The following is a 14,062-nucleotide window of genomic DNA, read 5'->3' as shown; positions in this document are numbered from 1 at the left end:
AGGCCCCTCACCCCAACCCTCTCCCCGCAAGAACGGGGCGAGGGAGAAGAGCATCAAAGCCCCAGCACCGCCTTGCTGATGATGTTGCGCTGGATCTCGTTGGAGCCGCCGTAGATCGAAACCTTGCGGTTGTTGAAGTAGCTCGGCGCGATCTGCGCGGTCCAATCCATGCTCTCGTTCGAGCCGGCATCGCCATGCTCGTCGTAGGGCGCGGCGAACGGACCGATGATCTCCATCAGAAGCTCGGTGGTGGTCTGCTGGATCTCCGAGCCCTTGATCTTGAGCACCGAGGAAGCCGGGTTGGGCTTGCCCTTGCCGTGCTTGCCTTCGTCGGCGACGACGCGGAGCTGGGTGAGCTCGAGCGCCTTCAGCTCGATCTCGCAGGCCGTGAGCTTTTCCCGGAACGCCGGATCCTCGATGACCGGACGGCCGCCGGACTCGACCTTGGAGGCCAGCGCGCGGATGCGGCGCAGCCGCTCCTTCGAGACGCCGACCCGAGCGATGCCGGTGCGCTCATTGCCGAGCAGGAATTTGGCGTAATCCCAGCCCTTGTTCTCCTCGCCGATCAGGTTCTCGTAGGGAACCTCGACGTCGTCGAAGAACACCTCGTTGACCTCGTGGCCGCCGTCGATGGTCTGGATCGGGCGCACGGTGACGCCCTTCGACTTCATGCTGAACACGATGAAGGAGATGCCCATCTGCTTCTTCGCGGCCGGATCGGTGCGGCAGAGGCAGAAGATCATGTCGGCGTGCTGGGCGAGCGTGGTCCAGGTCTTCTGGCCGTTGATGATCCACTTGTCGCCACGGCGCTCGGCCTTGGTCTTCAGCGACGCAAGGTCCGAACCCGAGCCCGGCTCCGAGAAGCCCTGGCACCACCAGTCGTCGACATTGGCGATGCGCGGCAGATATTCCTTCTTCTGCTTCTCATTGCCGAAGGTGTAGATGACAGGGCCGACCATGCTGACGCCGAAGGCGAGCGGCTGCGGCGCAGGATAGGACTGCAGCTCTTCGTTGAAGATGTAGTGCTGCACGGTGGTCCAGCCGGTGCCGCCATATTCCTTCGGCCAGTGGGTGACGCCCCAACCCTTCTTGTTGAGGATGCGCCACCAGGTGACCATCTCGTCCTTCGACAGATGGCGGCCTTCCTGCAGCTTGCGCCGGGTCTCCGGCGGCACGTTGTTCTTGAAGAACTCCCGTACCTCCTCGCGAAACGCTATCTCTTCCTTGGTGAAAGCGAGATCCATCGGATCCTCCTTTTTGAAAGCTAAACTACCCTTCTAACTCTCTCGCTGTCGTCCCTGCGAAAGCAGGGACCCATAACCACCGGCCACCGCAACTGGCAAAGCCGGCTGCCGCTTGTGCCTCTTCCGAGGGCCGCGGCGTATGGGTCCCGGCTCGCGCTTCGCTTGGCCGGGACGACGAAATAACTACAACACCTCGAACAGACCCGATGACGGCGTCCATCATGAGCGCGATCCTGATGCGGTTTGTTGCGGTTTGGATGGAGGAGTCTTGGGCTGCTGCTGCCGCAATTCATGACGTGACAGCTTGCCGACCGGGGTGCGCGGCAGCTCGTCGACGAACTCGACCGCCGCCGGCAATTCATGCTTGCCGACCTTGCCGGTGAGGAATGCGCGCAGCTCGTCGATCGGGAATTCCTTCTCGCCGTCGCGCAGCTTGATGAACGCCTTTGCCGCCTCGCCGCGGTAATCGTCGGGGATGCCGATCACGATCACCTCCTGCACGGCGGGATGGGTATAGATCGCCTGCTCGATCATCTGCGGATAGACGTTGAAGCCGCCGGAGATGATCATGTCCTTCTTGCGGTCGACCAGATAGAAATAGCCGTCGGCGTCCATGTAGCCGATGTCGCCGGTCAGGAAGCGGTCGCCGACAAAGGCCTCCGCGGTCTCTGCCGGCCTGTTCCAGTAGCCCTTGGTGACGTTCGGGCCGCGGATGCGGATCTCGCCGACCTCGCCGACCGGCATCACCCTGGTGGGATCCTCCAGCGACACCACGTCCATCTCGATGCCGGGCAGCATCAGCCCGATCGAGCCCGGCTTCTCCGGCCCTTCCTTGGGGTGGCCGGTGCCGGGCGAGCAGGTCTCGGTCATGCCCCAGCCGCTCTTCAGCTTCATGCCGACGCGGCGCTCGAAGATCTTGGCGACTTCGACCGGCAGCGGCGCGCCGCCGGAGCCGGCGACCACCAGCGAGGAGAGATCGCGCTTGTCGAGATCCGGCAGCGAGGCGATCGCGATCCACATCGTCGGCACGCCGGGAAACACCGTCGCGCGCTTGACCTCGATGTCGCGCATCACGGCCTCGACGTCGAAGCGCTGATGCAGCGAGATCAGATGGCCGCGCCGGATCGCCGACAGCAGCACGACGGTCAACGCATAGATATGAAACAGCGGCAGCACGCAGATCACGCGCTCGATCGCGTTGCGTTCGAGCCGCCCCGGCTTGCCCCAGACGTCGTAGATCGACACCGCCGCGGTGAGATTGCCGTGGCTGAGCATCGCACCCTTGGGCAGGCCGGTGGTGCCGCCGGTATATTGCAGCAGCGCGACGTCCTCGACGTCGACCGCGGGCCATTGCGGCGGCTTGACTGCACCGTCGATGAACTGGCGGTGCGTGATGATTGCGGGATTGTCGGGCAGCGCGGCTTGCGGTGTGCCGACCTTGCCCCAATGATCATCCTCGCAAACGATCAGGCGGTCGAGCAGCCCCTTGGCGAGGAATTTCAACGCGGTCGGCAACAGCGCCGACAGATTGCTGGTGACCAGCACCCGTGCGCCTGAATCGGACAGCTTGTGCGACAGCGCGATCTCGCCATCGAGCGGCGACAGATGCACGACGCGGGCTCCGGCCTTCAGCGCGCCGAAGAAGTTGATCGGATGGTCCGGCGAGTTGCCGAGAAACAGCGCGACCGAGGTGCCCTTGCCGTAACCGGCGCGCATGAAGGCGGCAGCCGCGGTCTCGACCAGCGCCTCAAGCTCGCTGTAGCTGATCTGCCGGTCGCGGAATTCGAGCACCGGGCGCGCGCCGTATTCGGCAGCCGCGGTCGAGAGCAGGTCCGGCAGCGTGCCGCGCGTGATCTCGTCGCTCCACTGCACGCCCTTGGGATAATATTGTTCGCCGGGATAGGTCATGGAAACGTTCAACACCTGTTAGGTGAGCATCGGCGTGTGGGCTCCCCTCCCCCTTGTGGGGAGAGGTTGGGGAAGGGGGTTCACGTGGGCAGTGCCGATGTGGCCACCCCTCTCCCTAACCCTCTCCCACAAGGGGAGAGGGAACCCGAACACCGAGCCAGTGGCGCCAAGAAAGATCACGCCGCCTTCGACGCGGCGGCGAGCGAGGCGAAGGTCTTGCCTTCGTCCGCGAGCTTCTTCAGCAGCGGCGCGGGCTCGAGCGAAGGATCGCTGGTCTCCTTGGCGTAGAAGGCCAGGCGATCGGCGATGTGCTTGAGGCCCACGGTGTCGGCCCAGAACATCGGGCCGCCGCGATAGATCGGCCAGCCATAGCCATAGAGCCAGACCACGTCGATATCAGACGGCCGCGCCGCGATACCCTCGGCGAGGATCTTCGCGCCCTCGTTGATCATCGGGTACATCATCCGCTCGAGGATCTCGTCGTCGCTGACGACGCGCTTCTTGCGGCCGAGGCGCGCCAGCGTCTCGTCGATCAGCTTCTCGACCTCCGGATCGGGCAGCGCCGCGCGCGAGCCCTGCTCGTACTTGTAGTAGCCCTTGCCGGTCTTCTGGCCGAAGCGGCCGGCTTCGCACAACGCGTCCGCGATCTCCGACTTGATGCCGCGGTCCTTGCGCGAGCGCCAGCCGATATCGAGACCGGCGAGATCGCCCATCGCAAACGGGCCCATCGGCATGCCGAACTTGGTGACGACAGCGTCGACCTGCTGCGGCAGCGCGCCTTCGAACAGCAGCTTTTCGGCCTGCTTGCCGCGCTGCGCCAGCATGCGGTTACCGACGAAGCCGTCGCAGACGCCGACCACGGCCGGCACCTTGGCGATCTTGCGCGCGATCGAGACGGCGGTGACCAGCGCATCCGGCGCGGTCTTGTCGGCGCGCACGATCTCGCACAGCTTCATGACGTTGGCCGGCGAGAAGAAGTGCATGCCGAGCACGTCCTGCGGACGCTTGGTCGCCTTCGCGATCTCGTCGATGTTGAGATAGGAGGTGTTGGAGGCCAGCACCGCGCCCGGCTTGGCGTACTGATCGAGCTTGCCGAACACTTCCTTCTTGACCGCCATGGTCTCGAACACCGCCTCGATCACCAGATCGGCGTCGCCGACGTTCTCGATGCCGACGACGCCGTTGATCAGCGCCATGCGCTTGGCGGGCGCGTCCGCCGGGATGCCACCGCGCGCGGCGGTTGCCTCGTAGTTCTTCTGCATGATGCCCATGCCGCGCTTGAGCTGCTCCTCGCCGGTCTCGATCAGGGTGACCGGAATGCCGGCATTGGCGAACGACATCGCGATGCCGCCGCCCATGGTGCCGGCGCCGAGGATGGCGACGCGCGCCACGTTGCGACCCTTGGTGCCCTCGGGAACGCCGGAGATCTTGGCGGCCTCGCGCTCGGCGAAGAACGCGTAGCGCTGCGCCTTCGACTGTTCGCCGTTCATCAGCTTGAGGAAGCCCTCGCGCTCCTTCTTCAGGCCTTCGTCGAACGGCAGGTCGATCGCGGCGCCGACGGCGTCGGCGGCGGCGAACGGCGCCTCGAGGCCGCGCGACTTCTTGGTCAGCGCAGCGACCGCATTGGTGAAGATCGAACGGTCGGCCTTGGCCGCGGCGAGCTTGCTGTCGTCATCGCGCAGCTTGCGCAGCGGACGCTTCTCGGCGACCACCTTGCGCGCAAATGCCTCACCGCCCGACGCCGGACCCTCGACGATCTCATCGATCAGGCCGGCCTTCAGCGCGGCATCCGCACCGATCGGATCGCCGCCGACGATCATCTTGACCGCGAGCTCGGGACCGACCGCGCGCGGCAGACGCTGGGTGCCGCCGGCGCCCGGCAGCAGGCCGAGCTTCACCTCGGGCAGACCGAGCTTGGCGTCCTTGGTGGCGACGCGATAGTGGCAGGCCAGCGCGACCTCGAGGCCGCCGCCGAGCGCGGTGCCGTGGATCGCGGCAATGATCGGCTTCGGCGAGCTCTCCATCAGGCTCAGCACCTCGGCGAGACCGGGCGGCTTCGGCGGCTTGCCGAATTCGGTGATGTCGGCGCCGGCGATGAAGGTGCGGCCGGCGCAGGTCAGCACGATGCCCTGGACCTGCGCGTCATCGATCGCGCTCTTGACGCAATCGAAGATGCCGCCGCGCACGGCAGCGCTCAGCGCGTTCACAGGCGGACTGTTAACCGTGACGACGGCAATATTGTCATGACGTTCGAGCTTGACGACTTCACTCACCGGGACTCTCCCTGGATGCTTGTTCTTGAACTTGTGTTGAGTAGCTGCACGACTTGCGTCGAGCGGCTAGGATTAGACCAATTTCGCACTGCGAAATTTAATTCCACATCTTGACACGGAGGGTTATTTTGAAGCACGAGCCTTGTCAACGAGCATGACAAGGGCAGGGAATGAAGCGCGCCAGCAAGAAAGCAGCGACCGATCGCAATTTCGTCGTCGCGCTTTCCCGCGGACTGGACGTCCTGCGTGCATTTCAACCCAATGACGGGCTGCTCGGCAATCAGGAGATTGCAGCCCGCACCAAGTTACCGAAGCCAACCATTTCCCGGCTGACCTACACGCTGACCAAGCTGGGATACCTTACACCTGTACCGAAATTCGAAAAGTATCAGCTCGCACCGTCGGCGATGGCGCTCGGCTACGCCGCGCTCGCCAATCTCGGCGTTCGGCATTTGTCCGAGCCGTATCGAGAAGAAGTGATGCGCGCGACCGGCGGCGCAGTCGCGGTCGGCGGCCGCGACCGTCACAGCATGATCTACTTCGGCCAGAGCCGGAACGGCCTGACGCTCGGCGTGCAACTCGACGTCGGTTCGCGCATTCCGATCGCAACCACCGCGATGGGCCGTGCCTATATTTGGGCATTGCCTCCCGAAGAACGTGCGGCTCTACTGCGCGAGCTGCGGGATCACTATGGCAGCCGCTGGGCCAAGATCCGCGACGGCATCGAGCGCTCCGGCGAGACGGTGGCGAAGCACGGTTTCACCCTGTCCACCGGCGACTGGCAGAACGACGTCGCCGCAGCCGGCGTTGCATTGAAATTGAACGACGGAACCGGTCCTTACGCCTTCAATTGCGGCGCGCCGGCATTCCGCTTCACGGAAGATAGATTACTCAACGACATTGGACCTCGCCTTGTCGCGATGGTAAGGAACATCGAGCAGGCGCTCGGTGGAATAGCGCCGCAATCCAAAAAAGAACAAAGCAAAAAGTCTAGACTAGGAGGGAAAGTTGCACGTTTGGCCGAGGGGATCAGATAGCCTCCATCGCGTCCGGCGAAATCCATCGCAGGGCCGCTCGCACCGCTCAGAGATGGTGGGCGAGACGAGATGACGCAGGCACAGCTCGCGCAGGGGAATGATCCTCTGCTCGCGGTTCGCGACGTCAGCGTCGTGTTCGGCGGCATCATCGCACTGAATGGCGTGTCGTTCGACATGCGCCATGGGCAGATCCTCGGCCTGATCGGACCGAACGGCGCCGGCAAGACGACGCTGTTCAATTGCCTGTCGCGGCTCTACCAGCCGTCGTCCGGCGACATCCTGATGGAAGGCAAGAGCATCCTGTCGCGGCCGCCGCACCGGATTGCCGAGATCGGCATCGGCCGCACCTTCCAGAACGTCGCGCTGTTCCCCAATCTGTCGGTGATCGACAATGTCCGCGTCGGCGCGCATGCCCGCACCTCGAGCGACATCGTCAGCGACTCGCTCCGTCTTGCCTGGGTTCGCCGCGGCGAGAGCGACATGAACAAGAAGGTGCACGACATCCTCGGCTATCTCGATCTCGAGGACGTCGCCCACACCGTGGTCTCGGGACTTCCGTTCGGCACCCAGAAGCGCGTCGAACTGGCGCGCGCCCTGGCGGCGGATCCGAAGATCCTGCTGCTCGACGAGCCGGCCGGCGGCCTCAATCACGAGGAAGTCTATGTGCTCGGCGATCTGATCCGCAAAATCCGCGATGACCGTAAAATTACGGTGTTGCTGGTCGAACATCACATGGGTCTCGTGATGTCGATCGCCGACCACGTCGTCGCGCTCAATTTCGGCCGCAAGCTGGCCGAAGGCACGCCGGCCCAGGTCCAGGCCGACCCCGACGTCATCAAGGCCTATCTGGGGAGCAAGGACCAATGACCGCGATGCTCAACGTCAAGGACCTGCGCGCCTATTACGGTCAGGTCCAGGCCCTGCACGGCCTCAGTTTTTCGCTCAACGAGGGTTCGTTGACCACCCTGCTCGGCGCCAACGGCGCCGGCAAGACCACCACGCTGCGGGCAATCTGCAACATGGTGCGTTCGACCGGCGCGATCGAGTTCGAGGGCAAGCCGATCGGCACCCGGTCCACCGAGAATGTGGTCCGCCTCGGCATCGCCCATGTGCCGCAGGGCCGCGGCACCTTCACCAACATGACGGTGGAGGAGAATCTGCAGTTAGGGGCCATCAGCCGTTCCGACAAGAACGCCATCGGCGCCGACATCGAGCGGATGTACGAGCATTTCCCGGTACTGAAGCAGCGCTACACCCAGCAGGCCGGCACGCTGTCGGGCGGCGAGCAGCAGATGCTCGCGGTGGCACGCGCGCTGATGCTGCGGCCGCGCCTGATGCTGCTCGACGAGCCGTCATTCGGCCTCGCGCCGCTGATCGTGCGCGACCTGTTCCGCATCCTCGGCAAGATCAATCGCGAGGAAAAGGTGACCATCCTGGTGGTCGAGCAGAACGCGCAGCTCGCGCTCGAGCTCGCCGACCAGGCCTATGTGATCGAAACCGGACGGATCGTGATGTCGGGCAATGCCAAGGACATCGCGAACAACGAAGACGTCCGCAAATCCTATCTCGGCTACTGAGGAGCTGGCACAATGGAGCTTTTTGCCAACCAGGTCCTGGCCGGCATCGCCACGGGCGCGATCTATGCCTGCATGGCGCTCGCGGTCGTGATGATCTACCAGGCCATCGACCATCTGAATTTCGCCCAGGGCGAAATGGCGATGTTCTCGACCTTCGTGTCCTGGCAGCTGATGCAGTGGGGTGTGCCATATTGGGGCGCCTTCGTGCTCACCGTCGCGTTTTCGTTTGCCGCCGGCATCGTCATCGAGCGGTTGCTGTTCAAGCCGCTGGCCAAGGCCCCGATCCTGACCAATGTCGCCGGCTTCATCGCGCTGTATGCGATCATCAACAGCGTCGCCGGCCTGATCTGGGACTTCACCATCAAGCAGTATCCGACGCCGTTCGGCTCCTCGCCGTTCCTCGGCAGCCAGCTGATCTCGACCCACCAGGCCGGCATGATCGGCATCACGCTGCTGATGCTGGCGCTGCTGTTCTTCTTCTTCCGCTTCACCCGGGTCGGCCTTGCGATGCGGGCGGCCGCCTCGCTGCCTGAATCGGCCCGGCTGGTCGGCATCAATACCTCCTGGATGATCGCGCTGGGCTGGGGCATGGCGTCCGCGATCGGCTCGATCGCCGGCATGATGATCGCTCCTGTGGTGTTCCTCGAGCCGAACATGATGCTCGGCGTGCTGATCTACGGATTCGCCGCAGCCGTGCTCGGCGGCCTGACCTCGCCGTTCGGCGCCGTGATGGGCGGCTTCCTGGTCGGCATCTTCGAGAACCTCGTCGGCACCTACATCCCCGGCGTCGGCAATGAGCTGAAACTTCCGATCGCGCTTGCGCTGATCATCGTCGTCCTGGTCGTTAAACCGGCAGGCCTGTTCGGCCGCGCCATCGTCAAGCGAGTTTGATCATGAGCGCCGCTGAAGACATCGTCACAGAAGCCCCCGCCGTCGAGGCTGTGCCCAAGCGTGCCATGACGCTGGGCTACGGCACCTCGCTCGTCGTGCTCGCCGCGCTGATCCTGATCCCGCTGTTCGTGAAGAACTTCATCATCTTCCAGATGACGATGCTTCTGATCTACGCCCTCGCAGTGATGGCGCTCAACATCCTGACCGGCGGAAGCGGCCAGTTCTCGCTCGGCCAGAGCGCGTTCTATGCCGTCGGCGCCTATACGTCGGCGATCCTGATGGAGCATGCGGGCATGAACTATGCCCTGACGCTGCCGGTCGCCGGCATCGTCTGCTTCGGCTTCGGCTTCCTGTTCGGCCAGCCGGCGCTGCGGCTATCCGGCGTCTATCTGGCGCTCGCGACCTTTGCGCTCGCCACCGCAATGCCGCAGCTCCTCAAGCTTGGCTATTTCGAGCACTGGACCGGCGGCGTGCAGGGCCTCGTCGTCACCAAGCCGGATGCCCCGTTCGGGCTGCCGATGGGGCAGGACATGTGGCTCTACTACTTCACCCTGGCGGTCTCGATCGCGATCTACGTCGCCTCCGTGAACCTGCTGCGCTCGCGCTCCGGCCGCGCCTTCATGGCGATCCGCGACAACGAGATCGCGGCTTCCGCGATGGGCGTCGACGTCGCGCTGTACAAGACGCTGGCATTCGGCGTCTCGGCCGGCATCACCGGCGTTGCCGGCGGTCTCGGCGCGATCGCGGTGCAGTTCGTGGCGCCCGACGGCTACACCATCCAGCTCGCGATCTCGCTGTTCCTCGGCATGGTGGTCGGCGGCGTCGGTTGGCTGCCCGGCTCGATCGTCGGATCCGCCTTCATCATCTTCGTGCCGAACATCGCCGAAGGTATTTCCAAGGGCCTATCCGGCGCGGTGTTCGGCGTGCTGCTGTTCCTCGTCATCTTCCTCGTGCCGCACGGCGCCAGGCAGGTTGCGATCGTTGCCCAGCAACTGGCCGCAAAGCTCAAGAAAAACTAAGAATCTTTAGAACCAAACCAGGAGACATTATGCTTTCTACCGTTCGGATCGCCGCGATTTCCGCGGCGATCGTCGCTGTTGCCGCGACGTCCACTGCCGCATTCGCCCAAAAGAAATACGACACCGGCGCAAGCGATACCGAGATCAAGGTCGGCAACATCATCCCCTATTCGGGACCGGCCTCCGCCTACGGCGTGATCGGCAAGACCGAAGAAGCCTACTTCAAGATGATCAACGACCGCGGCGGCATCAACGGCCGCAAGGTCAATTTCGTCAGCTATGACGACGCCTATTCGCCGCCGAAAGCGGTCGAGCAGGTGCGCAAGCTGGTCGAGAGCGACGAAGTGCTGCTGGTCTTCAACCCGCTCGGCACGCCGTCCAACACCGCGATCCAGAAATACCTGAATTCCAAGAAGATCCCGCAGCTGTTCGTCGCCACGGGCGCCACCAAGTGGAACGATCCGAAGAACTTCCCGTGGACCATGGGCTGGCAGCCGAGCTACCAGAGCGAAGCGCAGATCTATGCCAAGTGGCTGATGAAGGAGAAGCCCGACGCCAAGGTCGCGATCCTCTATCAGAACGACGATTTCGGCAAAGACTACCTCAAGGGCACCAAGGACGGTTTTGGCGCCAAGGCGGCCTCCAGCATCATCATGGAGGAGAGCTATGAGGTGTCCGAGCCGTCGATCGACGGCCACATCGTCAAGATCAAGGCCGCCAATCCGGACGTGCTGCTGATCTACACCACGCCGAAGTTCGGCGCGCAGACCATCAAGAAGACCGCCGAGCTCGGCTGGAAGCCGCTGCAGATCATCACCAACGTGTCGGCCTCGGTCGGCAGCGTGATGCAGCCGGCCGGCTTCGACAACGCCCAGGGCGTGCTGTCGGCAGCCTACGCCAAGGACGGCGCCGACTCGCAGTGGAACAACGACCCCGGCATGAAGAAGTGGTCCGAGTTTCTCGACAAGTACATGCCGGGCGCCGACAAGACCGACGGCGGCTATGTCTACGGCTATGGCGCCGCGCAGACGCTCGCCAAGGTGCTGGAAATGTGCGGCGACGACCTCACCCGCGCCAACGTCATGAAGCAGGCGGCGAGCCTGAAGGACTTCACGCCGGACACCCTGCTGCCCGGCGTCAAGATCAACACCTCGGCCACCGACTTCGCCCCGATCGCCCAGCTGCAGATGCAGCGCTTCAAGGGTCAGAAGTGGGAACTGTTTGGTGACATCATTTCCGGCGACGTCCCCTCTGAGTGACGTTGCACTGCGGGAATAACACAACAGCCTCCGCGATAGCAGTCGCGGGGGCTTTTTGTTGACGCCCCGCGCCGATCGTATTGAATACTCGAAACTAAAGAACCCGAGGTGGGGAAACCATGACTGCCGCACGTCCGTCCCTGACGGCGCTCTTGTCCGCATTGGCTCTGCTCCTGACGAGCTGTAATGTCGCGCTGGCGCAGAAGAAATACGACACCGGGGCCAGCGACACCGAGATCAAGATCGGCAACACCGCGCCCTACAGCGGTCCCGCCTCGGCCTATGGCGTGATCGGCAGGACCGAGGCGGCCTACTTCAAGATGATCAACGAGTCCGGCGGCATCCACGGCCGCAAGATCACGTTCATCTCCTATGACGACAGCTACTCGCCGGCCAAGACGGTGGAGCAGGCGCGCAAGCTGGTCGAGGACGATGAGGTCCTGCTGGTGTTCGGCTCGGTCGGCACAGCAACCAACGCTTCGATCCGAAAGTACATGAACGAGAAGCAGGTGCCGCAACTGTTCGTCGGTTCCGGCGGCTCCAAGTGGAACGACCCCAAGAACTATCCCTGGACCATGGGCTGGCAGCCGTCCTACCAGGACGAGGCGCGCGTCTACGCAAAATACATCATGAAGCACAAGCCCGACGCCAAGGTTGCGCTGCTTTACCAGAACGACGATTTCGGCAAGGACTACCTCAAGGGCCTGAAGGACGCCTTCGGCGACAAGGCCTCGATGATCGTCGCTGAAGAAGCTTACGAGACGTCGGAGCCTGCGATCGACAATCACATCGTCAAGCTGAAGGCCGCCGGCGCCGACACCTTCATCAGCGTCACGTCACCGAAATTCGCGGCGCAGGCGATCAAGAAGGCCGCCGAAATCGCTTGGACGCCCTTGCAGTTCGTCGCCAATGTCTCAGCCTCGGTCGGCGGCGTCATGCAGCCGGCCGGCTTCGAGAATTCGCAGGGCATCCTGTCGGCGTCCTATCTCAAGGACGGCGCCGATCCGCAATGGGACAGGGATCCCGGCATGGAGAAATTCCTTGCCTTCCTCAAGAAGTATTATCCCGACGCCAACAAGCTCGACGGCGCCACCTCCTACGGTTACGCCGCCGCGCAGACCATGGCGCAGGTGCTGGAGATGTGCGGTGACGATCTCACCCGCGCCAACATCATGAAGCAGGCCGCGAGCCTGAAGGATTATGTCCCCGGCACGCTGTTGCCGGGCATCAGCGTCAACACCTCGGCCACCGACTTCGCGCCGATCAAGCAGTTGCAGCTGATGCGCTTCAAGGGCGAGAAGTGGGAGCTGTTCGGCGACATCATCTCGAGCGGGCTCAGCAACTAGGACGACGCACGATCTCCACGCAAACGCTTCGCGTGTGTCGCGAGGCGCTTGTGCGGCGCCGGCTTTCCTCGCAATGCGTTCGACTAAATGACGCCCTCCGCAGCAGCGCCGCGGGGGGCTTTCTGTTGCTGGCACCAGGCGAAAGGTATTCAATGCCGCAAGGAGCCGCAAAGTGCTCCCACTCCAAAAATCGTGACACATTCACCGTGATCCAAGGGAGATCAAAATGCCTGCTATCCATTTGCGATTGGTGGCCTTTTCGGCCGCCCTCGCATTGCTCGCAGCGACCGCGAGTCCCTCCGCCGCGCAGAAGAAATACGACATCGGTGCCTCCGACAGCGAAATCAAGATCGGCAACATCATGCCCTACAGCGGAGCGGCGTCCGCCTATGGCGTGATCGGCAAGACCGAGGAGGCCTATTTCCGCAGGATCAATGCCGAGGGCGGCATCAACGGCCGCAAGGTCACCTTCATCAGCTATGACGACGCCTACACGCCGCCGAAGACCGTCGAGCAGGCGCGCAAGCTCGTCGAGAGCGACGAGGTGCTGCTGATCTTCAATTCGCTCGGCACGCCGCCGAACTCGGCGATCCAGAAATACATGAACCAGAAGAAGGTGCCGCAGCTGTTCGTCGCCACCGGCGCCACCAAGTGGAACGACCCGAGGGAGTTTCCCTGGACGATGGGCTGGCAGCCCAACTACCAGAGCGAGTCCATCATCTACGCAAAGTACATCCTGAAGAACAAGCCGGACGCCAAGATCGCGGTGCTGTACCAGAACGACGATTACGGCAAGGACTATCTGAAGGGCTTCAAGGACGGGCTCGGCGCCAAGGCCGCATCGATGATCGTCGCCGAGGACAGCTACGAGGTGACGGAGCCGACCATCGACTCCCACATCGTCAGACTCAAGGCCTCCGGCGCCGACGTCTTCTTCAACATCACGACTCCGAAATTCGCGGCGCAGGCGATCAAGAAGAACAACGAGCTCGGCTGGCATCCGCTGCACTTCCTCAACAACGTCTCGTCCTCGATCGGCAGCGTGATCAAGCCGGCGGGCTTCGAGAACGCACAGGACATCATTTCGTCGCAGTACCTGAAGGACCCGACTGATCCGCAATGGAAAAAAGATCCGGCGATGATCGCTTGGAACGAATTCCTGGACAAGTACTACCCGGAAGCGAACCGCGCCGATGCCTCCGTGATGTACGCCTATATCGTCTCGCAGGGCCTGGCGCACGTGCTGAAGGCCTGCGGCGACAACCTGACCCGTGAGAACGTCATGAAGCAGGCCGCGAACCTGCGCGACCTCGAACTCGACGGACTATTGCCGGGAATCAAGGTCAACACCTCGCCCACCGACTTCGCGCCCATTTCGCAACTGCAACTGATGCGGTTCAAGGGCCAGACCTGGGAGCGGTTCGGCGACATCTTGAGTGGCGACGTCGGCGGTTAACCACGAAATTGTCGACTAAAGATGCAGCCCCTGCGGCAATGCCGCAGGGGCT

At 63.3% G+C, this 14,062-nt stretch carries 11 protein-coding genes; 8 read left to right on the top strand and 3 right to left on the bottom strand.

Annotation, left to right across the window (positions count from 1 at the left end; translation table 11 throughout):
• Nucleotides 1-53: 53 nt before the first annotated feature.
• From pimC to AC066Y_RS13080, 3 genes are all read right to left on the bottom strand, one after another.
• On the bottom strand, nt 54-1,244 hold the full coding sequence (pimC, locus tag AC066Y_RS13090) for a pimeloyl-CoA dehydrogenase large subunit (RefSeq protein ID WP_478274218.1): 1,191 nt from the start codon (nt 1,242-1,244) through the stop codon (nt 54-56).
• Between the two features lie 219 nt (nt 1,245-1,463).
• Nucleotides 1,464-3,152 (bottom strand): dicarboxylate--CoA ligase PimA, encoded by a 1,689-nt coding sequence (pimA, locus tag AC066Y_RS13085; RefSeq protein WP_478274217.1) that lies wholly within the window; start codon nt 3,150-3,152, stop codon nt 1,464-1,466.
• A 176-nt stretch (nt 3,153-3,328) separates the two neighbouring features.
• Complete coding sequence (locus AC066Y_RS13080; RefSeq protein WP_478274216.1) at nt 3,329-5,425, bottom strand: 3-hydroxyacyl-CoA dehydrogenase NAD-binding domain-containing protein; 2,097 nt, start codon at nt 5,423-5,425, stop codon at nt 3,329-3,331.
• A 170-nt stretch (nt 5,426-5,595) separates the two neighbouring features.
• Between AC066Y_RS13080 and AC066Y_RS13075 the strand changes: the two genes are divergently transcribed.
• The 8 genes from AC066Y_RS13075 (at nt 5,596) to AC066Y_RS13040 (ending at nt 14,010) form a co-directional block, all read left to right on the top strand.
• Entirely contained in the window at nt 5,596-6,462 is an 867-nt protein-coding gene (locus AC066Y_RS13075) for an IclR family transcriptional regulator (protein ID WP_478274215.1), read from the top strand.
• A gap of 69 nt (nt 6,463-6,531) precedes the next feature.
• On the top strand, nt 6,532-7,329 hold the full coding sequence (locus AC066Y_RS13070; RefSeq protein ID WP_050406254.1) for an ABC transporter ATP-binding protein: 798 nt from the start codon (nt 6,532-6,534) through the stop codon (nt 7,327-7,329).
• Entirely contained in the window at nt 7,326-8,039 is a 714-nt protein-coding gene (locus AC066Y_RS13065) for an ABC transporter ATP-binding protein (RefSeq protein WP_092119454.1), read from the top strand. Before AC066Y_RS13070 ends, AC066Y_RS13065 begins: the two co-directional genes overlap by 4 nt.
• 12 nt (nt 8,040-8,051) lie before the next feature.
• The gene (locus tag AC066Y_RS13060; protein ID WP_163160471.1) at nt 8,052-8,930 is read left to right on the top strand and encodes a branched-chain amino acid ABC transporter permease; all 879 of its coding nucleotides are present in this window, start codon (nt 8,052-8,054) and stop codon (nt 8,928-8,930) included.
• Nucleotides 8,931-8,932: 2 nt separating this feature from the next.
• Nucleotides 8,933-9,949 carry a branched-chain amino acid ABC transporter permease gene (locus tag AC066Y_RS13055; protein WP_478274214.1) on the top strand — a complete coding sequence of 339 codons (1,017 nt, stop codon included), beginning with the start codon at nt 8,933-8,935 and terminating at the stop codon, nt 9,947-9,949.
• Between the two features lie 29 nt (nt 9,950-9,978).
• On the top strand, nt 9,979-11,208 hold the full coding sequence (locus AC066Y_RS13050) for an ABC transporter substrate-binding protein (protein WP_092119463.1): 1,230 nt from the start codon (nt 9,979-9,981) through the stop codon (nt 11,206-11,208).
• 119 nt (nt 11,209-11,327) lie between these two features.
• Nucleotides 11,328-12,554 carry an ABC transporter substrate-binding protein gene (locus tag AC066Y_RS13045; protein WP_478274213.1) on the top strand — a complete coding sequence of 409 codons (1,227 nt, stop codon included), beginning with the start codon at nt 11,328-11,330 and terminating at the stop codon, nt 12,552-12,554.
• 226 nt (nt 12,555-12,780) lie between these two features.
• Nucleotides 12,781-14,010 carry an ABC transporter substrate-binding protein gene (locus tag AC066Y_RS13040; RefSeq protein WP_478274212.1) on the top strand — a complete coding sequence of 410 codons (1,230 nt, stop codon included), beginning with the start codon at nt 12,781-12,783 and terminating at the stop codon, nt 14,008-14,010.
• The last annotated feature ends 52 nt before the right edge of the window (nt 14,011-14,062 follow it).

The organism is Bradyrhizobium sp. USDA3010, assembly GCF_056429065.1.
This window is presented reverse-complemented; position numbering and strand designations above follow the sequence as displayed.

Excerpts from the sequence above, each read along its gene's own strand:
- pimC (WP_478274218.1), bottom strand. The coding sequence starts at position 1,244 with ATGGATCTCGCTTTCACCAAGGAAGAGATAGCGTTTCGCGAGGAGGTA.
- pimA (WP_478274217.1), bottom strand. The coding sequence starts at position 3,152 with ATGACCTATCCCGGCGAACAATATTATCCCAAGGGCGTGCAGTGGAGC.
- AC066Y_RS13075 (WP_478274215.1), top strand. The coding sequence starts at position 5,596 with ATGAAGCGCGCCAGCAAGAAAGCAGCGACCGATCGCAATTTCGTCGTC.
- AC066Y_RS13070 (WP_050406254.1), top strand. The coding sequence starts at position 6,532 with ATGACGCAGGCACAGCTCGCGCAGGGGAATGATCCTCTGCTCGCGGTT.
- AC066Y_RS13065 (WP_092119454.1), top strand. The coding sequence starts at position 7,326 with ATGACCGCGATGCTCAACGTCAAGGACCTGCGCGCCTATTACGGTCAG.
- AC066Y_RS13060 (WP_163160471.1), top strand. The coding sequence starts at position 8,052 with ATGGAGCTTTTTGCCAACCAGGTCCTGGCCGGCATCGCCACGGGCGCG.
- AC066Y_RS13055 (WP_478274214.1), top strand. The coding sequence starts at position 8,933 with ATGAGCGCCGCTGAAGACATCGTCACAGAAGCCCCCGCCGTCGAGGCT.
- AC066Y_RS13050 (WP_092119463.1), top strand. The coding sequence starts at position 9,979 with ATGCTTTCTACCGTTCGGATCGCCGCGATTTCCGCGGCGATCGTCGCT.
- AC066Y_RS13045 (WP_478274213.1), top strand. The coding sequence starts at position 11,328 with ATGACTGCCGCACGTCCGTCCCTGACGGCGCTCTTGTCCGCATTGGCT.
- AC066Y_RS13040 (WP_478274212.1), top strand. The coding sequence starts at position 12,781 with ATGCCTGCTATCCATTTGCGATTGGTGGCCTTTTCGGCCGCCCTCGCA.